This is a genomic window from Ensifer sp. MJa1 (assembly GCF_037026475.1).
Lineage (GTDB): Bacteria > Pseudomonadota > Alphaproteobacteria > Rhizobiales > Rhizobiaceae > Ensifer.
In genome coordinates, this window is sequence record NZ_JAKUMO010000017.1 from 60581 (window position 1) to 82284 (window position 21704).

The 21704-nt window shown below is 62.3% G+C and carries 22 protein-coding genes; 21 read left to right on the forward strand and 1 reads right to left on the reverse strand.

From position 1 onward, the window contains the following. Window positions 1-46: 46 nt before the first annotated feature. The 10 genes from MKZ91_RS21410 (at window position 47) to MKZ91_RS21455 (ending at window position 12344) form a co-directional block, all read left to right on the forward strand. A complete protein-coding gene (locus MKZ91_RS21410; protein WP_336173050.1) occupies window positions 47-325 on the forward strand; it encodes a sarcosine oxidase subunit delta in 279 nt (92 codons plus the stop codon). Then, the gene (locus MKZ91_RS21415) at window positions 322-3279 is read left to right on the forward strand and encodes a sarcosine oxidase subunit alpha family protein (RefSeq protein ID WP_336173051.1); all 2958 of its coding nucleotides are present in this window, start codon (window positions 322-324) and stop codon (window positions 3277-3279) included. Before MKZ91_RS21410 ends, MKZ91_RS21415 begins: the two co-directional genes overlap by 4 nt. Before the next feature lie 10 nt (window positions 3280-3289). Further along, on the forward strand, window positions 3290-3844 hold the full coding sequence (locus tag MKZ91_RS21420) for a sarcosine oxidase subunit gamma (protein ID WP_336173052.1): 555 nt from the start codon (window positions 3290-3292) through the stop codon (window positions 3842-3844). 278 nt (window positions 3845-4122) lie between these two features. Continuing rightward, window positions 4123-6549, forward strand: a complete 2427-nt coding sequence (locus MKZ91_RS21425; protein WP_336173053.1) for a GcvT family protein — start codon at window positions 4123-4125, stop codon at window positions 6547-6549. A gap of 291 nt (window positions 6550-6840) precedes the next feature. Continuing rightward, the gene (locus tag MKZ91_RS21430; protein WP_065773332.1) at window positions 6841-7743 is read left to right on the forward strand and encodes a branched-chain amino acid ABC transporter permease; all 903 of its coding nucleotides are present in this window, start codon (window positions 6841-6843) and stop codon (window positions 7741-7743) included. Between the two features lie 4 nt (window positions 7744-7747). Further along, the gene (livM, locus tag MKZ91_RS21435) at window positions 7748-9133 is read left to right on the forward strand and encodes a high-affinity branched-chain amino acid ABC transporter permease LivM (RefSeq protein ID WP_336173054.1); all 1386 of its coding nucleotides are present in this window, start codon (window positions 7748-7750) and stop codon (window positions 9131-9133) included. Continuing rightward, window positions 9133-10017: an ABC transporter ATP-binding protein gene (locus tag MKZ91_RS21440; protein WP_336173055.1), complete on the forward strand. Its 885-nt coding sequence runs from the start codon at window positions 9133-9135 to the stop codon at window positions 10015-10017. Before livM ends, MKZ91_RS21440 begins: the two co-directional genes overlap by 1 nt. Next, on the forward strand, window positions 10017-10742 hold the full coding sequence (locus MKZ91_RS21445; protein ID WP_336173056.1) for an ABC transporter ATP-binding protein: 726 nt from the start codon (window positions 10017-10019) through the stop codon (window positions 10740-10742). Before MKZ91_RS21440 ends, MKZ91_RS21445 begins: the two co-directional genes overlap by 1 nt. 24 nt (window positions 10743-10766) lie before the next feature. Next, window positions 10767-11111 carry a DUF6867 family protein gene (locus MKZ91_RS21450; protein WP_336173057.1) on the forward strand — a complete coding sequence of 115 codons (345 nt, stop codon included), beginning with the start codon at window positions 10767-10769 and terminating at the stop codon, window positions 11109-11111. Window positions 11112-11225: 114 nt separating this feature from the next. After that, window positions 11226-12344 carry a branched-chain amino acid ABC transporter substrate-binding protein gene (locus MKZ91_RS21455; protein ID WP_336173058.1) on the forward strand — a complete coding sequence of 373 codons (1119 nt, stop codon included), beginning with the start codon at window positions 11226-11228 and terminating at the stop codon, window positions 12342-12344. Window positions 12345-12462: 118 nt separating this feature from the next. Here the strand turns inward: MKZ91_RS21455 and MKZ91_RS21460 are convergent, their stop codons facing one another. Next, window positions 12463-12915, reverse strand: coding sequence for a MarR family winged helix-turn-helix transcriptional regulator (locus tag MKZ91_RS21460; RefSeq protein WP_336173059.1), 453 nt, complete (start codon window positions 12913-12915; stop codon window positions 12463-12465). Window positions 12916-13139: 224 nt separating this feature from the next. Here MKZ91_RS21460 and MKZ91_RS21465 point away from each other — a divergent pair, with 224 nt between their 5' ends. The 11 genes from MKZ91_RS21465 to MKZ91_RS21515 all read left to right on the forward strand — a co-directional run bounded on the left by MKZ91_RS21465 (window position 13140) and on the right by MKZ91_RS21515 (window position 21554). Further along, entirely contained in the window at window positions 13140-14150 is a 1011-nt protein-coding gene (locus tag MKZ91_RS21465) for an alpha/beta fold hydrolase (RefSeq protein ID WP_336173060.1), read from the forward strand. A 226-nt stretch (window positions 14151-14376) separates the two neighbouring features. Beyond that, window positions 14377-15351: a 2-hydroxyacid dehydrogenase gene (locus MKZ91_RS21470; RefSeq protein WP_336173061.1), complete on the forward strand. Its 975-nt coding sequence runs from the start codon at window positions 14377-14379 to the stop codon at window positions 15349-15351. Between the two features lie 187 nt (window positions 15352-15538). Continuing rightward, window positions 15539-16372, forward strand: a complete 834-nt coding sequence (locus MKZ91_RS21475; protein WP_336173062.1) for an urease accessory protein UreD — start codon at window positions 15539-15541, stop codon at window positions 16370-16372. A gap of 79 nt (window positions 16373-16451) precedes the next feature. Beyond that, window positions 16452-16754, forward strand: coding sequence for an urease subunit gamma (locus MKZ91_RS21480; RefSeq protein ID WP_192447073.1), 303 nt, complete (start codon window positions 16452-16454; stop codon window positions 16752-16754). A gap of 65 nt (window positions 16755-16819) precedes the next feature. Next, window positions 16820-17074, forward strand: a complete 255-nt coding sequence (locus MKZ91_RS21485) for a DUF1272 domain-containing protein (RefSeq protein WP_336173063.1) — start codon at window positions 16820-16822, stop codon at window positions 17072-17074. Window positions 17075-17084: 10 nt separating this feature from the next. Further along, window positions 17085-17390: an urease subunit beta gene (locus tag MKZ91_RS21490; RefSeq protein ID WP_336173064.1), complete on the forward strand. Its 306-nt coding sequence runs from the start codon at window positions 17085-17087 to the stop codon at window positions 17388-17390. Then, window positions 17387-17800, forward strand: coding sequence for a lysozyme inhibitor LprI family protein (locus tag MKZ91_RS21495; RefSeq protein ID WP_336173065.1), 414 nt, complete (start codon window positions 17387-17389; stop codon window positions 17798-17800). Before MKZ91_RS21490 ends, MKZ91_RS21495 begins: the two co-directional genes overlap by 4 nt. Window positions 17801-17803: 3 nt before the next feature. Next, window positions 17804-18448 carry a Urease operon accessory protein gene (locus MKZ91_RS21500; RefSeq protein WP_336173066.1) on the forward strand — a complete coding sequence of 215 codons (645 nt, stop codon included), beginning with the start codon at window positions 17804-17806 and terminating at the stop codon, window positions 18446-18448. Between the two features lie 3 nt (window positions 18449-18451). Then, entirely contained in the window at window positions 18452-20164 is a 1713-nt protein-coding gene (gene ureC, locus MKZ91_RS21505; protein WP_336173067.1) for an urease subunit alpha, read from the forward strand. 8 nt (window positions 20165-20172) lie between these two features. Then, complete coding sequence (locus tag MKZ91_RS21510) at window positions 20173-20844, forward strand: TIGR02117 family protein (protein ID WP_336173068.1); 672 nt, start codon at window positions 20173-20175, stop codon at window positions 20842-20844. A 170-nt stretch (window positions 20845-21014) separates the two neighbouring features. Then, window positions 21015-21554: a peroxiredoxin gene (locus tag MKZ91_RS21515; RefSeq protein ID WP_336173069.1), complete on the forward strand. Its 540-nt coding sequence runs from the start codon at window positions 21015-21017 to the stop codon at window positions 21552-21554. Window positions 21555-21704: the final 150 nt, after the last annotated feature.

Here is a 21704-nt window from a genome sequence, read left to right on the forward strand (position 1 = left end):
GCAACGAACGGGAAGCCGGATCGCGGCTTCAGGATACGGAAAGACAATGGCAAGCCTGATCACCTGCCCACATTGCGGGGTCCGACCGAAGGAAGAGTTCGCGATCCGCGGCGATGCTTCGCGCACCCGACCGGAGCCGCTGGACGCCGATGAGGCGTGGCACGACTACGTCTATGTTCGCGTCAACCCGCGGGGTCGTACCTTCGAGCACTGGCATCATGTCGCCGGCTGTCGCCGCTTCCTCGTGGTCGAGCGCGACACCGCCACCCACGAAGTCTACTCGGTCGTGGATGGCGCCGAGTTGGCACGGAGGGCGCGCCCATGACCGGCTACCGTCTTTCCTCGGGCGGTCTCGTCGATCGCAGCAAACCGCTGAGTTTCTCCTTCGACGGAAAATCCCTGCGGGGCCTTGCCGGCGATACGCTGGCATCGGCGCTGATTGCCAATGATCAGCTTCTCGTTGGCCGCAGCTTCAAGTACCACCGGCCGCGCGGCATCGTCGGTGCCGGCCCGTCCGAGCCCAATGCGCTCGTCACCATCGGCTCCGGCGCGCGTACCGACGCCAACACCAAGGCGACCGTTGCCGAGCTTTATGCTGGGCTCACGGCGCGAAGCCAGAACCGCTGGCCGTCGCTCGGCTTCGATGTCGGCGCGCTCAACGGCCTGCTGTCGCCGTTCCTCGGTGCCGGCTTCTACTACAAGACCTTCATGTGGCCGCGGCAATTCTGGGAACGGGTCTACGAGCCGTTCATCCGCCGCGCCGCCGGTCTCGGTCGGGCGGTCCTGGAGCGGGACCCCGAGAGCTATGAAAAGTCCTGGGCGTTCTGCGACCTCCTCGTCATCGGTGCCGGTCCGGCCGGGCTGATGGCGGCTCTGACGGCGGGGCGGGCCGGGCTTCGCGTCATCCTTGCGGACGAGGACTTCCGACCCGGTGGCTCCCTGCTTTCTACCAACGAAGCCATCGACGGCGCGCCGGCACCGGTCCTTGCTGACCGTGTCGTCGCCGAACTGCAATCGCTGCCCAATGTGACGCTGCTTTCGCGCACCACCATCTTTGGCTGGTATGACGACAATGTCTTCGGTGCGGTCGAACGCGTGCAGAAGCACGTGGCCGAGCCGTCGTCGAAACTCGTGACCGAGCGTGTCTGGCGCGTCGTTGCCAAACGTGCGCTTCTTGCGACCGGGGCCGAGGAGCGACCGCTGGTTTTCGGCGGCAACGATCGTCCGGGGGTGATGATGGCGAGCGCCATGATCACCTATGCGGAACGCTACGGCGTAGCGGTCGGAAAGTCCGTTGCGATCTTTACCAACGGCAGCGCCGGCTATCAGACGGCGCGCGCCCTTTCAGCCAAGGGCGTCACGATCGCGGCGATCGTCGATGCAAGGGGCGAGGCAGGCGACGAGGCGCCGCAAGGCGTTCGGGTCATCCGTTCCGCTTCGATCGTCGATACCAAGGGCAGCAAGCGCCTCAAGGGCGTCGTGGTCGAGCGCTCCGGTTTCGAGGAACTGATCGCCTGCGACGCGCTTGGCATGTCCGGGGGGTGGAGCCCGATTGTCCATCTTTCCTGTCAGCGGGGCGCAAGGCCCGTGTGGTCGGAGGACCTGAAGGCATTCGTCGCACCTGATGTCGGCGGTGGGTTGATCCCGGCCGGTGCTGCAAACGGCATCTATACGCTGGGCGGCTGCCTTGCCGACGGTGCGCAGAAGGCCGCGGCCATTGCCGCCGATCTCGGTTTCAACGCCGCGCAGGCGACGGTGCCGGTCATAGAAGGCGAAAAGTCGCCCTCCTTCACCGCACTCTGGTATGTGCCGGGTGCCAAGTCGAAGGCTTTCGTCGATTTCCAGAACGACGTACATGCAAAGGACCTCGGCCTCGCGCTGCGCGAAGGCTTCGGTCACGTGGAGCACGCCAAGCGCTACACGACCAGCGGCATGGCAACCGACCAGGGCAAGCTCTCCAACATCAATGCCGTCGGCATTCTCGCCGGCATGCGCGGCGTCAGCCCGGCAGAGGTCGGAACCACCACGTTCCGGCCGTTCTATACGCCGGTCTCTTTCGGCGCGCTTGCGGGGACCGCCCGCGACGAACACGCGGCGCCGGCCCGAAAGTCGCCTCTGCACGGCTGGGCCGTGAAGAACGGCGCGAACTTTGTCGAGGCGGGGCTCTGGTATCGCTCAAGCTGGTTCCCGCGTGCCGGAGAGAAGACCTGGCGCGAAAGCGTCGACCGCGAGGTTCTGAACGTCAGGGCCAATGTCGGCCTTTGCGACGTCTCCACGCTCGGCAAGATCGAGGTGTTTGGCGCGGACGCGGCTGAATTCCTCAACCGGCTTTACTGCAACCCGGTGCTGAAGCTTGCCGTTGGCAAGGCGCGCTATGGCCTGATGTTGCGCGAAGACGGTTTCGTCTTCGACGACGGCACGGTCAGCCGCCTCGGCGAGGAGCATTTCTTCGTTACCACCACGACGGCGATGGCCGGCGCGGTCATGGCGCACATGGAATATTGCGCCCAAGCGCTCTGGCCGGAGCTCGAGGTCCGCTTCACCTCGTCGACCGACCAATGGGCGCAGATGGCAATTGCCGGTCCGAAGGCGCGCGCGGTGTTGCAGCACCTCGTCGACGACGACATTTCAGACGACGCATTCCCGTTCCTTGCAGCCCGGACGATCGTTTTGAAGACCGGCGTTTCCGCCCGGCTCTTCCGCATCTCGTTCTCCGGCGAGCTTGCCTTCGAGCTGGCGGTGCCCGCCGGCTACGGCGAAGCCGTTGCGGATCAGATCATGGAGGCCGGGCGGCCGCACGAGATCTGTGCCTATGGTGTCGAGGCACTCAATGTTCTGCGGCTTGAAAAGGGCTTGCTGACCCATGCCGAGTTCGACGGCCGGGTGACGCCCGATGACGCCGGTCTCGGCCGCATGCTGTCGATGCAGAAACCAGACTTCATCGGCAAACGCCTGTCGACCCGCTACGGCCTGACGGCTGCCGACCGCATGCAGCTCGTCGGCCTGAAGCCTGTTGATGCCGACAAGGACATACGCGCCGGCGCGCATCTGCTGAAGGAGGGAACGAAACCCTCGACACTCAACGATCAGGGCTGGGTCAGCTCCGCCGGTTTCTCGCCGGTGCTCGGGCATTCGATCGCGCTTGCCTTCCTGAAGTCCGGCCGCGAGCGTTATGGCGAGAAGGTCGTCGTTTTTGACAAGCTGCGCGATCAGGAGGCGATCGCCGAGGTCTGTGACCCGGTGTTTGTCGATCCGCAAAACCAAAAGCTGAAAGCCTGAGGAGGCGGTGATGGTTCGCGACTACAACAACCGCCACGCTCTGGAGCAGAAGCTGCGCAGCACACCCGCGCCGGCGGCCGCCGATCACCTGATGGTCGGCCATTGGCGCGCGATCGCTACGGTTCTGGCGCGCGCCGGACGGGAAGACGCGGTGCAGCAGGCGATCGCCTCCGAGCCCGATTTGTCTTTGCGCTTCTCGGGACCGGGGGAGTGGCTCGTCGTTTCCGAGGCGGAGGCGCCGAGCGGACTGGTGCGCCGTCTCGAGGCGCTTTGCGATGGCCAGGCCTATGTCGTCAACCAAAGCGATGGACGCGTGCTGCTGCGCATCTTCGGTCCGAACGTCCGCACGATGCTCGCCAAGGGTATCGGCCTTGATCTTCATCCTGCCGTCTTTGCGCTGGGTGGTAGCGCCAACGTGTTGTGCGGTCATATTCAGGTCAATCTTGCCCGAACGGAGGAAGATGCGTTCGAGCTGGTGGTGCCGCGCAGCTTCGCCGAATCGCTGTTCGACGAGTTGATGCGCATGGGGCGGGAGTTCGATCTGACCGCCGCCTTTGCCGACTGAACTGACGGACCGCTTCGGCGCGTTTAAGAGGCCAAATGCGGTCCTGAAAGCGTTTGCGGCATCAAATGCCGCAAACCGGTCGCCCATCCGCCAGCAAACGGCGGAAATGGACAAGCCTCCTTCGCAGCCGTGTCTTTATCGGCGCCGACTTTCTGACTAGGCTTTCGACATTCGCCGCCTGCAGTTCCCTGTCGGAAGACAGGCGGCAGCCGTGCTTGATTTCTTCCTGACAATTTGGCCGCGCCTCCGGCAGGAGCGCGGGAAGATGGAGTGTACGCATGAAAAGCCATGCCAAGGTCGTCGTTATCGGCGGTGGTGTCGTTGGTTGCTCGGTGCTCTACCACCTGACGAAGTTCGGTTGGACCGATGCGGTCCTGCTCGAGCGGTCGGAGCTCACCTCCGGCTCCACCTGGCATGCGGCCGGCGGCATGCACACGATCAACGGCGACCCCAACGTCGCCAAGCTGCAGAAGTACACGGTCGAACTTTACAAGGAAATTCAGGACTATTCCGGCCAGGATGTCGGCCTGCACATGACGTCGGGCATGATGCTGGCCGCCACCAAGGAGCGCTTCGACTGGATGAAGTCGATCCTTGCCAAGGGCCGCTACATGGGGCTCGAAGCCGAGCTTTTGACGCCGAAGGAAGCGCATGACCTGATGCCGCTTCTCGATCCCGATCAGTTTGTCGGTGCCGTCTTCGATCCGGTCGAGGGGCATCTTGATCCCTACGGCACGACCCACGCCTATGCCAAATCGGCGAAGAAGAACGGTGCGGAGATCTATCTGCACACCAAGGTCGAAGATCTGGTGCAACGCGAGGACGGATCCTGGCGGGTGATCACCAGCCAGGGCGAGATCGTTGCCGAACACGTCGTCAACGCTGCCGGTCTCTGGGCGCGCGAAGTCGGCCGCATGGTTGGTCTCGAACTGCCGGTTCTCGCCATGGAGCACATGTACCTGATCACCGAAGACATGCCCGAGGTGATCGAGTTCAACCAGACGCGCGGCAAGGAGCTGATGCACTGCGTCGATTTCGACGGCGAAATCTACCTGCGTCAGGAACGTCAGGGCATGCTGATGGGCACCTACGAGAAGGCCTGCCGGCCGTGGTCACCCGTCACGACGCCCTGGGATTTCGGACACGAACTTCTGGCCGAAGACATCGACCGCATTTCACCGGAGCTCGAGGTCGGCTTCCGGCACTTCCCGGCCTTCAACAAGGCCGGCATCAAGAAGATCATAAACGGACCCTTCACCTTCTCGCCGGACGGCAATCCGCTCGTCGGTCCGGTGAGGGGCCTCAGGAACTTCTGGTCGGCCTGCGCGGTCATGGCCGGCTTCAGCCAGGGCGGCGGCGTCGGGCTGGCGCTTGCCAACTGGATGATCCACGGTGACCCGGGTTTTGACGTCTTTGCCATGGACGTTGCCCGCTATGGCGACTTTGCGACCCTTGCCTACACCAACGCCAAGGTGCGCGAGAACTACTCGCGCCGCTTCTCGATCCGTTACCCGAACGAGGAGCTGCCGGCGGCAAGGCCGCTTTTGACAACGCCGATCTACGACAGGCTGAAGGCGGCAGGTGCAGTCTTCGGTGCCTCCTACGGTCTGGAAACGCCGCTGTGGTTTGCGCCCGAAGGCGTCAAGGACGCCTTCTCCTGGCGCCGCTCGACCGATTTCGAGACGGTTGGCGCGGAGGCCCGGGCGGTCCGCGAGGGCGTCGGCCTGATGGAAACTTCAGGCTTTGCCAAATATGCGATCACCGGCGGGGGCGCCGAAGCCTGGCTCGACCGCTTACTCGCCTGCCGCATTCCGCACACCGGCCGCATGGCGCTGGCGCCGATGCTGAAGGAAGACGGCAAACTGATCGGCGACTTCACGCTGGCAAAGCTCGGGGAAGGCGATTTCCTGCTGGTCGGCTCGGGCATCGCCGAGGACTATCACATGCGCTGGTTCGAGGCGCATCTGCCCGACGATGGCTCCGTTTCGTTGAGGGCGCTGAATCTGGAACTGGTCGGCCTGTCGATTGCGGGACCGAAGGCGCGCGACGTGCTTGCCAACCTCACCCACCTTGACGTTTCCGATGCGGCCTTCCCGTTCATGGACATTCGCCGCATGGACCTTGGCATGGCGCCGGCGATTGTCGGCCGCGTCAGCTACACCGGCGACCTTGGTTACGAGATCTGGATGAAGCCGGAATACCAGCGCTATCTCTTCGAACTCCTGATGGAGAAGGGGGCGGCGTTTGGCGTGAGGCTGTTCGGCCTTAGGGCGCTGAATGCGCTGCGCGTCGAAAAATCCTTCGGTAGTTGGTCGCGCGAGTACCGGCCGCTTTATGGCCCGGTCGAGGCCGGGCTCAGCCGCTTCGTCGCGACGGGCAAGCGGGCCGATTTCATCGGCAAGGCGGCTGCCGTCACGGAGAAAGCCGAGGGAGGGGCGCTGCGGCTCAGGACCTTCATCATCGAGGCGCGGGATGCCGATGTCATCGGTGACGAGCCGATTTATCTCGACGGCGTGGTGCGCGGCTGGGTGACATCCGGTGGCTATGCGCATGCAAGCGGCGTCTCCGTCGCCATGGGCTACGTTCCCAGGGAAATCGCCGATCGCAGTGACGGCTGGTCGATCGAACTGCTCGGCGAGATCCTGCCGGCGCGCCTCCAGCCGCAGCCGCTGTTCGATGCAAATGGCGAGCGCATGCGCGCCTGAAGAGCGAAGCAGCCCCTGGGCCTGGCTGCGAAACGACCAGGCCGACCGGCAAAGTCGCAGCGCCTTTGCGACTAAAGTTGATGATTTCGCGGGCGAAAGCTGCGGAAGAATTGATTTTTTTGACTTTAAAAGCGCCAAATCGATTTTATCGAGGAAGATTTTGTCAATCTCGCGTTTTTTAGCTTTTCTTTTCGTTTGAAAGAGGTATGGAATCGACCAAACACAGCGCTCAACAATGAGCTCAAAAAACAAGAGACCGGACCTTCAAGGATCTGGTCCAGGGGAAGATTGATGGAGTATTTCGTCCAGCAGCTCGTCAACGGGCTGACTCTTGGGTCTATTTATGGTATGATCGCAATCGGTTATACCATGGTCTATGGCATCATTGGCATGATCAACTTCGCCCATGGCGATATTTTCATGCTCGGCGGCTTCGCCGCTTTGATTGTCTTTCTGATTCTCACGACATTTATCGGCGGTGTTCCGGTTGTGCTTGCGCTGTTGCTGATGATGATCGTCGGCATGCTGACGGCAGGTCTCTGGAACTGGACGATCGAGAAAGTGGCCTACCGGCCATTGCGCGGTTCGTTCCGGCTTGCGCCGCTGATTACCGCGATCGGCATGTCGATTGCGCTCTCGAACTTCATCCAGGTGACGCAGGGCCCGCGCAACAAGCCGATCCCTCCGCTCGTTTCCTCGGTGTACGAGGTCTTCGGCATCACCATTTCGCTGAAGCAGATCATCATCATCATCATTACGGCGATCCTGCTTTCGATCTTCTGGTACATCGTCAACAAGACGCCGCTCGGCCGTGCCCAGCGCGCGACCGAACAGGACCGCAAGATGGCGGCACTGCTTGGTGTTGACGTCGACCGCACCATCTCGGTGACCTTCATCATGGGTGCAGCCCTCGCGGCGGTCGCCGGTACCATGTACCTGATGTACTACGGCGTGGTCGTCTTCACCGACGGTTTCGTTCCTGGCGTCAAGGCGTTCACTGCGGCCGTTCTCGGCGGCATCGGATCGCTGCCGGGCGCCGTTCTCGGCGGACTGCTGATCGGGCTCATCGAGTCCCTTTGGTCGGCCTATTTCACCATCGACTACAAGGACGTCGCGACCTTCTCCATTCTCGCCATCGTCCTGATCTTCAAGCCGTCTGGTATACTCGGACGACCGGAAGTCGAGAAGGTATAATTCCATGGCAAACATTGCTTCTACGACTGCAAGCGCCGGCACTGACGTGACGGCGCGGGCCCTGCGCGAGGCTGTCTTCGCGGGCCTGATTTCTCTCGGCCTCTTCGTGCTGTTCGTCGGTCTCAAGTCCGATCAGAACATCCGCAACGAGCTGATCCTCACCCAGCGCTGGGGCCTGCTTGCGATCTTCGTGATCGTGGCCGCCGTCGGCCGCTTCCTGATGGTGGCCTATGTCCAGCCGGCCATGGCCCGCCGGAAGGCCGCCAAGGCGGAGGCCGAGGATGTGGCGAAAGAGGAAACCTTCTTTAGCCGCCACTTCTCCAAGATCGCGATTGTTGCGCTCATTCTCTACCCGCCCGTGGTTCTTGCGCTCGCTGGCGTCCAGGGCTCGCTGAAGTGGGTCGACAATTTCGGCATCCAGATCCTGATCTACGTGATGCTGGCCTGGGGCTTGAACATCGTCGTCGGTCTGGCCGGTCTGCTTGACCTTGGCTACGTCGCCTTCTACGCGGTCGGCGCCTATTCCTACGCGCTGCTGTCGACCTATTTCGGCCTGTCGTTCTGGATCCTCCTGCCGGTCGCCGGCATCCTTGCCGCCTTCTGGGGTATGATCCTCGGCTTCCCGGTATTGAGGCTCAGGGGTGACTATCTCGCGATCGTCACGCTTGCCTTCGGGGAAATCATCCGACTGGTGCTGATCAACTGGACCGAGGTGACGAAGGGTACGTTCGGCGTCTCCGGCATCGCCAAGGCGACGCTGTTCGGCATCAAGTTCGATGCCTCGAAGGACGGTTTCGCGGCGCTGATGGGCCTGCCGATGTCGTCGGCCTATTACAAGATCTTCCTGTTCTACCTGATCCTGGCGCTCTGCCTGCTGACGGCCTACGTGACGATTCGCTTGCGCCGCATGCCGATCGGCCGCGCCTGGGAGGCGCTGCGCGAGGACGAGATTGCCTGCCGCTCGCTCGGCATCAACACGGTTACGACCAAGCTCACCGCCTTTGCGACGGGCGCGATGTTCGGTGGTATTGCCGGTTCGTTCTTCGCGGTGCGTCAGGGCTTCGTGTCGCCCGAATCCTTCGTCTTCCTGGAATCCGCCGTCATCCTGGCGATCGTGGTTCTGGGTGGCATGGGCTCGCTCGTCGGTATCGCGGTCGCTGCGGCCGTGATGATCGGCGGCACCGAAATCCTGCGTGAACTTTCCTTCCTGAAGATGGTCTTCGGACCGGACTTCACCCCTGAACTCTACCGCATGCTGATCTTTGGCCTGGCCATGGTCGTCGTCATGGTCTGGAAGCCGCGTGGCTTCGTCGGATCGCGCGAACCGACAGCCTTCCTGCACGAACGCAAGGCAGTCTCCGGCAGCTTCACCAAGGAAGGGCACGGCTGATGGCCCGCGAGACGACAACAATGACAAAAGACCCCATTCTCAAGGTTGAGCACCTGTCGATGCGCTTCGGCGGTCTCATGGCCATCAACGACTTCTCCTTCGAAGCCTATCGCGGTGACATCACCGCGCTGATCGGCCCGAACGGTGCGGGCAAGACCACGGTGTTCAACTGCATCACCGGCTTCTACAAGCCGACGATGGGCATGATCACGATGAAGCAGAAGGCCGGCAAGGAATACCTGCTGGAACGCCTGCCGGACTTCGAGATCACCAAGCACGCCAAGGTCGCGCGTACCTTCCAGAACATCCGGATGTTCTCTGGTCTGACGGTGCTCGAAAACCTGCTGGTCGCGCAGCACAACAAGCTGATGCAGGCATCGGGCTACACCTTCCTCGGGCTTCTCGGCTTTCCGGCCTATCGCCAGGCCTCGAAGGAAGCGATCGACCTGGCCAAGCACTGGCTGGAAAAGGCGTCGCTGATCGACCGTGCGGACGATCCGGCGGGTGATCTTTCCTACGGTGCCCAGCGTCGCCTCGAGATCGCCCGGGCCATGTGCACCGGGCCCGAACTCCTATGCCTGGACGAGCCGGCAGCCGGTCTCAACCCGCGCGAATCTCTGGCTCTCAACGAATTGCTGCAGGGGATCCGCGCCGATACCGGCACGTCGATCCTTTTGATCGAACACGACATGTCCGTGGTCATGGAAATTTCCGACCACGTGGTGGTCCTGGAATACGGACAGAAGATTTCCGACGGCACCCCGGATTTCGTGAAGACCGATCCGAAGGTCATCGCGGCCTATCTGGGTGTCGAGGATGAAGAGGTTGAAGAGGTGATCGAACAAATCGAGGAAATCGAAGGCGGGCAGGGGGGCACCAACTGATGACGGCGCCTCTTCTCCAAGTCAAAGCCGTCGAGACTTACTACGGTAACATCCGGGCGCTCAGCGGCGTCGACGTCGAAGTCCACCGCGGCGAGATCGTCTGCCTGATCGGCGCCAACGGCGCCGGCAAGTCGACCCTGATGATGACGATCTGCGGCAGCCCGCAGGCCCGCACCGGTTCGGTGTTCTTCGAAGGCCGCGACATCACCCGCATGCCGACCCACGAGATCGCGCGGCTGCGCATCGCCCAATCGCCGGAAGGTCGACGCATCTTCCCGCGCATGACGGTGTTCGAAAACCTGCAGATGGGTGCGAGCCTCGACAACCTGAAGCACTTCGATCAGGACCTGGAAAAGGTATTTGCCCTGTTTCCGCGCCTGAAGGAACGCCAGGCGCAGCGCGGCGGCACGCTTTCAGGCGGTGAGCAGCAGATGCTGTCGATCGGCCGCGCGCTGATGGCCCGCCCGAAGCTGTTGCTTCTCGACGAGCCGTCGCTCGGTCTCGCGCCGCTGATCGTCAAGGGCATCTTTGAGGCGATCAAGAAACTCAACAAGGAGGAAGGGCTGACAGTCTTCCTCGTCGAGCAGAACGCTTTCGGCGCGCTCAAGCTTTCGAACCGCGGCTATGTGATGGTCAACGGCCGGGTGACGATGAGCGGCACGGGCAAGGATCTGCTCGCCAATCCGGAAGTTCGCGCGGCCTATCTCGAAGGCGGCCGTCATTGACGGGCTGCATCTGGAGCAAGTGACATGCATGGAATTCTCTACGAAGAAGCGTCGATCTGGCAGTTTCTTTTCATCAGCTGCGTGCTTGGCGGCTGGACCGCGTGGCGCACCGGCAAGAGCGTGGCCGAAAGCTGGGAAGGCATGCCGCGGCTGATCCTCTACGTGGCGTTGCTGGGGCTTGGCATCCGCTTCGTCCACCACGCCCTCTTCGAGGGCACGATGTTCAGTCTGCAGTACTATCTCGTGGACACGATCGTGCTTTTGTTGTTTGCTACCGCAGGTTTCCGGTACTACCGGACCAAGCAGATGACCAATAACTACTATTGGCTCTATGAGAAGGCTTCGCCTTTCTCCTGGAAAGCCAAATAAAGGGAACAGCGCGTGCCGGCCGCCGCGGCCGGTGCGAAAGAAACACCGGCGCAACTATGGTGGGCATTGCGCAGGTTGATAACGAGACCCGCTCGAATATTTGGGAGTAACAAGATGAAAAAGTCTCTTCTGTCGGCCGTTGCGCTGACGGCTATGGTTGCCTTCAGCGGCAGCGCCTGGGCTGATATTCTCGTTGGTGTCGCCGGCCCGCTGACTGGCCCGAACGCCGCCTTCGGCGCACAGCTCCAGAAAGGTGCAGAACAGGCCGCTGCCGACATCAACGCGGCTGGTGGTATCAACGGCGAGCAGATCAAGGTTGTGCTGGGCGATGACGTTTCGGACGCCAAGCAGGGCGTTTCGGTTGCCAACAAGTTCGTTGCCGACGGCGTGAAGTTCGTAGTCGGCCACTTCAACTCGGGCGTGTCCATCCCGGCTTCGGAAGTCTATGCCGAAAACGGCATCCTGCAGATCACGCCGGCCTCCACCAACCCGCAGTTCACCGAGCGCGGCCTGTGGAACACCTTCCGCACCTGCGGCCGTGACGACCAGCAGGGCGCCGTTGCCGGTGCTTACCTCGCCGCCAACTTCAAGGACGCGAAGATCGCCGTCATTCACGACAAGACCCCCTATGGTCAGGGCCTTGCCGACGAAACCAAGAAGGGCATGAACGAAGCCGGCCTCACCGAAGCCCTCTACGAAGGCATCAACACCGGTGACAAGGACTTCTCGGCTCTGATCGCCAAGATGAAGGAAGCCGGCGTTTCGATCGTCTACTACGGCGGTCTGCACACCGAAGCTGGCCTGATCATGCGCCAGATGAAGGACCAGGGCCTGAAGGCAACCCTGATGTCGGGCGACGGTATCGTTTCGAACGAACTGGCTTCGATCGCCGGCGACGCCGTTGACGGCACGCTGATGACGTTTGCTCCGGATCCGCGCAAGAACCCGGCCGCCAAGGAACTCGTCGAGAAGTTCCGTGCAGCCGGTTTCGAACCGGAAGCCTACACGCTCTACGCCTATGCCGCTCTGCAGGTCATCGCTGAAGCCGCAAAGGCTTCCGGCGGCAACGATCCGCAGGCAGTCGCCGAAGCTGTCAAGGCCAAGGGCCCGTTCAAGACCGCCATCGGCGAACTCGGCTATGACGAAAAGGGCGACATCACCCGCCCGGACTACGTCATGTACACCTGGAAGAAGGGTGACGACGGCAAGTACAGCTACTTCCAGAACGAGTAGTCTCTGTTCGGGTGCGCTTGAGCGTATCCAAGGACCCGGCGAGCGATCGCCGGGTTTTCTTTTTTAAGAGGTTAGCGCGGCTTGACGGGGCAAGTGCAGCCTACGGCGGGTTTTCAGCCTACTTCAGCAAAGTGTCGCGCAGAACGGAGACTTCGCTGCGCAGTCGCTCGATATCGTCAGGTCCGAGCCGCGTTGCCGCCGCAAGGTCACGCGGCACCTCGGTCGTCTTTTGCCGCATGGCTCTGCCCATATCCGTCAACTTCACTCGAACCTGCCGTTCGTCCGCCTTGTCGCGCGCACGGGCGATATAGCCGGCCGCCTCGAGACGTTTCAGCATCGGCGTGAGCGTGCTCGATTCGAGAAAGAGCCGTTCGCCAAGGCTGCCGACTGTTTGGTCATCTTTCTCCCACAACAGCACCATGACGAGATATTGCGGATAGGTGAGGTCGAGTTCTTCCAGCAGCGGTTTGTAGATGCGCGTGAAGGCGTGGTTTGCGGAATAGACCGCAAAGCAGAGAAAGCTGTCGAGCGTCAGCATCTTATCGTTATCACTGGGTTTCGTACGGGCCATTGCCGCCTCCTGTTGGTGCCATAAAATAAATCGTTCGCGATATAATCGCAAGGCATTGACAGAGGTGCGATCGCGATATAAATGTTTGTGCACGATCTAATCGATAGCGATATAAGACGAGCAGCGGTGCCGCTCTCTTTCACATTTATATATGTCGTGCACGATTTAATCGTTAAGTATGTTTCTCAAGCGGCAAGGCCCGCAGGCAAAAAGGAATCCGTTCCATGAGCAAGGCAGTCAGCAAGGTTGAAACCAACACCATCTCCCGCCGCAACGTACTTTCGGCAGCCTTTGGCGCCGCCGCAACGGCCGCAGCCGTTTCTGCCGTGAACCGCCCAGTCAAGGCCGCGGACGCGCCGGCGGCGGCCGCCGCCGGCAGTGCGCCGCAGGCAGCAGGTGTCTCCGGCAGCCGCATCATTACCCGCGATGGCGTCGAGATCTATTACAAGGACTGGGGCCCGAAGGATGGTCCGGTCGTCGTGCTCAGCCACGGCTGGCCGCTGTCGTCGGACAGCTGGGAGGCGCAGGCCTTTCATCTTGCCGCCAACGGTTTCCGCGTTGTCACTCATGACCGCCGTGGCCATGGCCGCTCGTCGCAGCCCTGGGACGGCAACGACATGGACCACTATGCCGACGACCTCGCCGATCTCATCAATGCGCTCGATCTCAAGGGCATCTTCCTGGCCGGCTTTTCCACCGGCGGCGGCGAAATCAGCCGCTATATCGGCCGCCACGGCACCAGCCGGGTCGCCAAGGCCGGTCTGATCTCGGCGGTGCCGCCGCTGATGGTCAAGACCGACAAGAACCCTGGCGGCCTGCCCAAGGAGGTGTTCGACGGCCTGCAGGCGGCAAGCCTCAAGGATCGCTCGAAGCTCTACCGTGACATCGCGTCCGGTCCGTTCTTCGGTTTCAATCGCCCGGGTGCGGTTGCGTCCGAGGGTATGATCGAGAGCTTCTGGCTGCAGGGCATGACCGCCGGTCACAAGAACACCTATGACTCGATCGTCGCGTTCTCGCAGACCGACTTTACCGAAGACCTGAAGAAGTTCGACGTGCCGACGCTGATCATCCATGGCGACGACGACCAGATCGTGCCGATCGATGCCGCCGCACGGGCATCGAAGAAGCTCGTCCCGCATGCGGAGCTGAAGGTCTATGCCGGTGCCCCGCACGGCATCACCGACACCCACAAGGACGAGCTCAACGCCGATCTGCTCGCCTTTGCAAAGGCGTGAGCGCGCGGTTTTGTCGAGAGGAAAGGGGCGCCGGCGACGGCGCTTCTTTTTTGCTTTTCGAGATAGCTGTTTCGCTTGTCGCGATGGCTGTCGCCGGCCACATTTTCGTGCATTAGATACTCGCGCGCGGCGACTTAAGACCGCAGCGCAAACGATACATGAAGCCGGGAGAGGTGCGGATGGAGTGCCCCTTTTTACCCATGACGATTTCGGTCGGGAGGAAGCCATGAGTTCGAAGCCCCGCATCCTTGTCACCCGTCGCTGGCCGGCGGCGGTGGAGCAGGTGCTTGCCGAGCGGTTCGATGTCGCCTTGAATGAAGGGGACCTGCCGATGTCCGCCGAGGCGCTGGCTGGTGCGCTCAGATCGTATGACGCCGTACTTCCGACCGTTTCGGACCGTCTGCCGGCGGAACTCTTCGGCGGTGGTGGTCTGCGAACGAAGATCCTCGGAAACTACGGCGTCGGCTACAACCACATCGACGTCGCGGCCGCCAAGACAGCGGGCGTCGCCGTCACCAATACACCGGGCGTCCTGACCGATTGCACCGCCGATATCGCCATGACGTTGCTGCTTGCGGTCGCGCGGCGGGCAGGCGAGGGCGAGCGACAGGTCCGCGCCGGCGAATGGACCGGATGGCGCCCGACCCACATGATCGGCAGCAAGGTGACCGGCAAGACGCTTGGCATCATTGGCTTCGGCCGCATCGGCAAGGCGATGGCCAAGCGCTGCCATTTCGGTTTCGACATGGATGTCGTCTTCTACAATCGCTCGCGCATTGAGCCGGCGGAGGCGAGCCGCTATGGCGCCCGTCAACTCGACACCGTCGACGATGTGCTGCGGGTTGCCGATTTCGTGTCGCTGCATTGTCCGGGCGGCGGTGAAAACCGGCATCTGATCAACGCCGAACGGCTGGGCCTGATGAAGGCTGGTGCTTACCTCGTCAATACGGCCCGCGGCGATGTCGTCGATGAGGCGGCACTGATCGCGGCGCTGGAAAATGGTGTCATACGCGGCGCCGGGCTTGATGTCTTTGAGGCGGAGCCAAATGTGCCGGAGCGCTTGCGGAGCCTGGAGAACGTCGTATTGCTGCCGCATCTCGGCAGTGCCACACAGGAGACGCGCGTCGCCATGGGCATGAAGGTGGTCGACAACGTCACGGCCTTCTTCGATGGCCGCGAGCCGCCGGATCGGGTGGCCTGAGAGATTGCCGCATTCCTGTGCACGGCCTGCACGGAAATGCGTCACGATGGCGATTTTCTTTGCAAAACAATAGCTTGACTTGCGGCAGTGCGATGGGGACGATAGCGTCAATTAAACGGTGCCTCCCTGCGATCGAAGCCTGCAGGCACGGCCAACAAAACTTGAAAGCTTGGTTCGGCGAACGGGTATGAGCAACGCGGCAGTCATTGTCCCGCAACGGGCCTGGGGGAAGGGGCGGCTTGTCGCCAAGTCGGCACTCGGCCGTAGCCGCATTGCCGAGCTCTACCAGGAAGGCTGCGCCAAGATAAGGCTGCCAAAGACCTTTGACGCTTCCATGGAGGCGGTGCTGATCAACTCCTCCGGCGGGCTCACGGGCGGTGACCGCATGATCTGGGAGGTGGCGGCCGGGACGGGGACCGAGGTAACGGTCACGACCCAGGCTTGCGAGAAGATCTACAAGGCCAGCGCCGATACTGTCGAGGTCAGTACGCGAATCGACGTCGCCAACGGAGCGCGCGTCGACTGGTTGCCGCAGGAGACGATCCTGTTCGACCGCGCGTCGCTGTCGCGCTCGCTCGAGGTGGATCTGGCCGCCGATGCGACATTTCTGGCGGTGGAAGCCGTTTTGCTTGGCCGCAAGGCGATGGGCGAGGCCGTGGAAGCCGGGCTCTTCCGCGATCGCTGGCGCATTCGCCTCGAGGGGAGGCTTTTGCACGCAGACAATCTCTCGCTTGCCGGCGACGTTGCGAGCCTTGGGCGGCGCGCAGCCGTGCTTGGCGGTGCGGTGGCGTTTGCCACTCTTCTTTTTGTCGGTCCGCAGTGCGAGGCGTTGCTGCCGTGCCTTCGCGGGCTGCTCGATAATCAAACGGGAGTAGGCATCAGCCACCTGCAGGTCGGCGACCGCGACAAGCTGGTCGCCCGCTTTGCTGCGGCTGATGGTTATGCTCTCAGAAAAATCCTGATCCCGGTTATTTCGCACTTGCGCAAGCAGAAGACAGTGCCGAAAGTCTGGGTTCTCTGATGCCTTGAAACTCCGCAAATCCGCTCGGAAAACGCTCCCGTATTTTTCCTGGATTGCTTTGAACAACCGGTGACGACGCATGAATCTTACCCCGCGCGAAAAGGACAAGCTGTTGATTTCCATGGCGGCGATGGTTGCCCGCCGGCGCCTGGAGCGCGGCGTGAAGCTCAACCATCCCGAGGCGATCGCGCTGATTACCGATTTTGTAGTGGAGGGCGCACGCGATGGGCGCTCGGTTGCCGAATTGATGGAAGCGGGTGCCCAGGTGCTGACCCGCGATCAGGTGATGGAGGGGATCGCGGAGATGATCCACGATATCCAGATCGAGGCGACGTTCCCCGACGGCACCAAGCTCGTCACCGTGCACGAGCCGATCCGCTAGGCAGGGCGGCAAGAGCGGGGGCTTCATCGCCGCCCGCTTCCATTTTCCAAACTCAGGAGGCAGGCATGTTGGCTTTGCGCCCGAACTGCGAATGCTGCGACAAGGACCTGCCGCCGGGCAGCCGCGAGGCGATGATCTGCACGTTCGAGTGCACCTTCTGCGCCGACTGTGTCGAGGGAACACTTGGCGGTGTCTGCCCGAATTGCGGCGGCGAATTCACCCGGCGGCCGGTGCGTCCGGCGGCCTTGCTCGAAAAATACCCGGCCTCCACCGAGCGCGTGCTGAAGCCGCAGGGCTGTGCCGCACCAAAGGCTGCATGAGGAGAGAGCCATGATCCCAGGAGAAATCATTGCGGCCGCCGGCGAGATCGAGCTTAACGCAGGCCTCGAGACGGTCACCATCGACGTTTCAAACACCGGCGATCGCCCGATCCAGGTGGGCAGCCACTATCACTTCGCCGAAACCAATGCCGGGCTCGACTTCGACAGGGCTGCCGCCTATGGCAAGCGACTGGACATTCCAGCCGGCACTGCAGTGCGCTTCGAGCCCGGCCAAACGCGGCAGGTGACCTTGATCCCGCTCTCCGGCAAGCGTGAGGTCTATGGCTTCCGCCAGCAGGTGATGGGCAAGTTATGAGACGCCTTGCCGCTCTCGCCCTCGCTCTTGCGCTCCCCTTGGCACCTGCCCAGGCGCAGGACGTCGACTGCCAGAATGCGGTGACGCAGATGGACATGAACATCTGCGCCAACAAGGATTACGAGGCAGCCGATGCCGAGTTGAACAAGGTCTACAAGCAGGCACTTGCGGCAACGAAAGCGCAGGACAAGGAGCTTGCCCAAATCGACGCGAACTATGTCGGTGCCGAGGATGCCCTGAAGAAGGCGCAGCGCGCCTGGATCGGCTACCGGGATGGCCAGTGCGAGCTCTCGGGCTTTGAAGCGCGTGGGGGCTCGATGGAGCCGATGCTGGTCTCCGGCTGCCTGACCGAATTGACCAGGTCCCGCACGAAGGAGCTTCGCGCCATCGTCGAGCCCGAGGGAAACTAGAGCTTGAGCAGCCGGCGTTTGATCATGATCGTGGGTAATGGATCGGTGCCTGACGGCGCAGGCGCGGCGATCGACGCCGCCGATATCGTCGTCCGCTTCAACGATTGCCGTACCGTCGGGTCGGGCGGACAGAAGACCGATATCGTCGCTGTCTGCAACACCGGGCGCCCCGGCCTTGCCATGCTTGGCGGCGGTCGCTGGAAGTCGAGCGCTGCCGTTCGGCAGGCGCGCGAGATCTGGTGCGTGCGCTCAGGCGCCAAGTTCGCCGCCATGCGGCCCGGACTTGGCGAAACGCATCCGGATCTCGACGATTTCTGTGACGACTATACCGTCGGTTTCGAGAGTTTTTGCCGCTCGACCAGCCGCCGCTTTCGCATCGTTCCGGCTGATGTACATGAGCAAGTGGATCGTGACCTCGCTGGATTTTCGCCGGATGCCTATGTCGTGCCGTCGAGCGGCATGATCGTCATCGCGGATATCCTCGCGCATCTGGCGACGCCCGACGACGAGGTCGTCCTTGCCGGTTTCGGCCACAGCGGCTGGCAATGGCATCCCTTTGCTGCCGAGCGCCGTTATGTCGATGCGCTGGCAGCGGGCGGACGCCTGCGCCGCCTCCACCCCCTTTCTTTTTCGTCCCAAGGAGCCTGAACCATGCCCTACAAGATGTCGCGCGCGGCCTATGCCAACATGTTCGGCCCGACGGTCGGCGACAAGGTGCGGCTTGCAGACACCGAGCTCTTCATCGAGGTCGAGAAGGATTTCACCAGCTATGGCGAGGAGGTGAAGTTCGGCGGCGGCAAGGTCATTCGCGACGGCATGGGCCAGAGCCAGGCGACACGCGCCGAAGGCGCCGTCGACACGGTCATCACCAATGCGCTGATCGTCGACCATTGGGGCATCGTCAAAGCGGATATCGGGCTTAAGGACGGGCGGATTGCAGGCATCGGCAAGGCCGGCAATCCGGATACGCAGCCGGGTGTTACCATCGTCGTTGGTCCTGGCACCGAGGTGATCGCCGGCGAAGGCAAGATCGTCACTGCCGGCGGCATGGACAGCCACATTCATTACATCTGCCCGCAGCAGATCGAAGAAGCTCTCGTCAGCGGGCTCACCTGCATGCTCGGCGGCGGCGCAGGCCCGGGACATGGCACGCTTGCGACCACCTGCACCTCCGGTCCCTGGCACCTCGCCCGCATGATCGAGGCGGCCGACGGCTTCCCGATGAACATCGCCTTTGCAGGCAAGGGCAATGCGTCACGGCCGGGCGCGCTGGTCGAAATGGTGCTTGCCGGTGCTACCTCGCTCAAGCTGCATGAGGATTGGGGCTCGACGCCGGCGGCGATCGATTGCTGCCTTGGTGTTGCCGATGAATACGACGTGCAGGTGATGATCCATACGGATACGCTGAACGAAAGCGGTTTCGTCGAGGACACGATCGCGGCGATCAAGGGGCGCACGATCCACGCCTTCCACACGGAAGGAGCAGGGGGCGGCCATGCGCCCGACATCATCAAGATCTGTGGCCAGCCGAACGTCATCCCGTCCTCGACCAATCCGACCCGCCCCTACACCAAGAATACGCTTGCCGAGCACCTGGACATGCTGATGGTCTGCCATCACCTGTCGCCGTCGATCCCCGAGGACATCGCGTTCGCCGAAAGCCGCATCCGCAAGGAGACGATAGCGGCCGAGGACATCCTGCACGATATTGGCGCGTTTTCGATCATCTCGTCTGACAGCCAGGCCATGGGCCGTGTCGGTGAGGTGGCGATCCGCACCTGGCAGACCGCCGACAAGATGAAGCGCCAGCGCGGGCCGCTGTCGCAGGAAACCGGCGACAACGACAATTTCCGGGTGAAGCGCTACATCGCCAAGTACACGATCAATCCGGCGATCGCGCACGGCCTCAGCCACGAGATCGGCTCGCTGGAGGTTGGCAAGCGCGCCGACATCGTCATCTGGAACCCGGCCTTCTTTGGCGTGAAGCCGGACTTCGTGCTGCTTGGCGGTTCGATCGCCATGGCGCCGATGGGCGACCCCAACGCCTCCATCCCGACGCCGCAGCCGGTGCACTACCGGCCGATGTTTGCCGCCTACGGCAAGAACCGCACGAGCTCTTCGGTCACTTTCGTGTCGCAGGCTTCGCTCGACGCCGGGCTTGCTGCCAAGCTCGGCGTTGCCAAGCAGCTTGTCGCGGTGCGCAACACTCGCGGCGGTATCGGCAAGGCCTCGATGATCCACAATAGCCTGACGCCGCATATCGAGGTTGATCCGGAGACTTATGAGGTGCGCGCTGACGGCGAACTCCTGACGTGCGAGCCGGCGACGATCGTACCGATGGCGCAGCGCTACTTCCTGTTTTAAGACGGGTGATGAAGCGTGGCCTGAAATGGGTCCTTTACGGCCTCGTCGTCGTCGTGCTGGCCGTGGTCCTCGGAACGGTGCTGCCACGACCGCTGCTGCCGAGGCCCGCCTCGGCCGCAGGCGCTGGCAGCACGCGCATCCTGGTGCTTTCCGGCCCGATCCACACCGATATCGCCGTGCCCTTGACCGACGATGTTCGGGCCCGGTTCGGCTTCGTCGAAGCGGCGGGCGTACCGATTGCGCATCCCCGGGCACAGTGGTTGATTTTCGGCTGGGGCGGGCGCTCCTTCTACCTGGAGACCCCAACCTGGTCGGAACTGAAGCCGATGCCGGTCCTCAAGGCGCTGACGCTCGACCGATCGGTGATGCATGTCGACATCGCTGGCCGGATCGTCGAGCCGCAGGCCGCTGTCGCCGGCTTCGAACTGGATCAGGCCGGCCTCGAGCGGATGCTAGCCTTCATCTCCAACAGCTTCGCAAGGGACGCCGGCACGGTCGTTCCGGTCGAAGGCTTTTCCTACAATGGCAATGACCGCTTCTTCGATGCCGAGGGCAGCTTCAACGCCCTGCTCGGCTGCAATACCTGGACCGCAAGGGCATTGCGTGAGGCGGGCTTGAGAACAGGCCTCTGGAACCCGGTCCCGCCCAGCCTCGGGCTCTCGCTGCACGTGCTCAATTAACGTTGGTGGGCAGCCATGCGGCTGCCGCATGGCTGCCATGCCCGCATGTGAATCTGGGCCTTTCGTGCTGCACCGCAGCGGTTTCTCCGATAGGAAGACGGCTGATCTTTCCTCGGTCGCCGGCACCCTCCCAAGCCTCCTGACCGAGAGCCGAACTGAAGGAGATGACGATGCTTGGCAGAAAAGTTCCCGCTGTAACGTTCCGTACCCGTGTTCGCGACGAGGCCGTCGGCGGCTCCAATCCGTTCCGTTGGCAGGACGTTTCCTCCGACGATTACTTCGCTGGCAAGCGCGTCGTACTGTTTTCGCTGCCGGGCGCCTTTACGCCGACCTGCTCGACCTACCAGCTTCCCGATTTCGAAAAGCTCAACGCCGATTTCCGCGCCGAAGGCATTGACGAGATCTACTGCATCTCGGTCAACGACGCCTTCGTCATGAACGCCTGGGGCAAGTCGCAGAGCCTCGAAAACGTCAAGCTGATCCCTGATGGTTCGGGCGAATTCACCCGCAAGATGGGCATGCTGGTTGCCAAGGACAATCTCGGCTTCGGCATGCGCTCCTGGCGCTACGCCGCCGTCGTCAACAACGGCGTCGTCGAACAGTGGTTCGAGGAAGAAGGCTACTCCGACAACTGCGACAGCGACCCCTACGGCGTTTCTTCGCCGCAGAACATTCTCGAGGTGCTGAAGTCCGAGAAGCTTGCTGCGTGATGCGACAAGAACGTTGTCGTTCCTGAGTTGAGAAAGCCCGAAGACCGGATCCGGTCTTCGGGCTTTTTGTTGTTCGGCACGTTGGCGCAGGTGCCTGAAATGAGGCTCTGCGGCTGGCGCCGGGGCTTTTTCTTGTTACACTGGTGCATA

Excerpts from the sequence above, each read along its gene's own strand:
- MKZ91_RS21440 (WP_336173055.1), top strand. The coding sequence starts at position 9,133 with ATGGCCCGCGAGACGACAACAATGACAAAAGACCCCATTCTCAAGGTT.
- ureC (WP_336173067.1), top strand. The coding sequence starts at position 18,452 with ATGCCCTACAAGATGTCGCGCGCGGCCTATGCCAACATGTTCGGCCCG.
- MKZ91_RS21510 (WP_336173068.1), top strand. The coding sequence starts at position 20,173 with ATGAAGCGTGGCCTGAAATGGGTCCTTTACGGCCTCGTCGTCGTCGTG.
- MKZ91_RS21475 (WP_336173062.1), top strand. The coding sequence starts at position 15,539 with ATGAGCAACGCGGCAGTCATTGTCCCGCAACGGGCCTGGGGGAAGGGG.
- MKZ91_RS21495 (WP_336173065.1), top strand. The coding sequence starts at position 17,387 with ATGAGACGCCTTGCCGCTCTCGCCCTCGCTCTTGCGCTCCCCTTGGCA.
- livM (WP_336173054.1), top strand. The coding sequence starts at position 7,748 with ATGGCAAACATTGCTTCTACGACTGCAAGCGCCGGCACTGACGTGACG.
- MKZ91_RS21455 (WP_336173058.1), top strand. The coding sequence starts at position 11,226 with ATGAAAAAGTCTCTTCTGTCGGCCGTTGCGCTGACGGCTATGGTTGCC.
- MKZ91_RS21470 (WP_336173061.1), top strand. The coding sequence starts at position 14,377 with ATGAGTTCGAAGCCCCGCATCCTTGTCACCCGTCGCTGGCCGGCGGCG.
- MKZ91_RS21460 (WP_336173059.1), bottom strand. The coding sequence starts at position 12,915 with ATGGCCCGTACGAAACCCAGTGATAACGATAAGATGCTGACGCTCGAC.
- MKZ91_RS21420 (WP_336173052.1), top strand. The coding sequence starts at position 3,290 with ATGGTTCGCGACTACAACAACCGCCACGCTCTGGAGCAGAAGCTGCGC.
- MKZ91_RS21515 (WP_336173069.1), top strand. The coding sequence starts at position 21,015 with ATGCTTGGCAGAAAAGTTCCCGCTGTAACGTTCCGTACCCGTGTTCGC.
- MKZ91_RS21490 (WP_336173064.1), top strand. The coding sequence starts at position 17,085 with ATGATCCCAGGAGAAATCATTGCGGCCGCCGGCGAGATCGAGCTTAAC.
- MKZ91_RS21410 (WP_336173050.1), top strand. The coding sequence starts at position 47 with ATGGCAAGCCTGATCACCTGCCCACATTGCGGGGTCCGACCGAAGGAA.
- MKZ91_RS21465 (WP_336173060.1), top strand. The coding sequence starts at position 13,140 with ATGAGCAAGGCAGTCAGCAAGGTTGAAACCAACACCATCTCCCGCCGC.
- MKZ91_RS21485 (WP_336173063.1), top strand. The coding sequence starts at position 16,820 with ATGTTGGCTTTGCGCCCGAACTGCGAATGCTGCGACAAGGACCTGCCG.
- MKZ91_RS21430 (WP_065773332.1), top strand. The coding sequence starts at position 6,841 with ATGGAGTATTTCGTCCAGCAGCTCGTCAACGGGCTGACTCTTGGGTCT.
- MKZ91_RS21480 (WP_192447073.1), top strand. The coding sequence starts at position 16,452 with ATGAATCTTACCCCGCGCGAAAAGGACAAGCTGTTGATTTCCATGGCG.
- MKZ91_RS21450 (WP_336173057.1), top strand. The coding sequence starts at position 10,767 with ATGCATGGAATTCTCTACGAAGAAGCGTCGATCTGGCAGTTTCTTTTC.
- MKZ91_RS21425 (WP_336173053.1), top strand. The coding sequence starts at position 4,123 with ATGAAAAGCCATGCCAAGGTCGTCGTTATCGGCGGTGGTGTCGTTGGT.
- MKZ91_RS21415 (WP_336173051.1), top strand. The coding sequence starts at position 322 with ATGACCGGCTACCGTCTTTCCTCGGGCGGTCTCGTCGATCGCAGCAAA.
- MKZ91_RS21445 (WP_336173056.1), top strand. The coding sequence starts at position 10,017 with ATGACGGCGCCTCTTCTCCAAGTCAAAGCCGTCGAGACTTACTACGGT.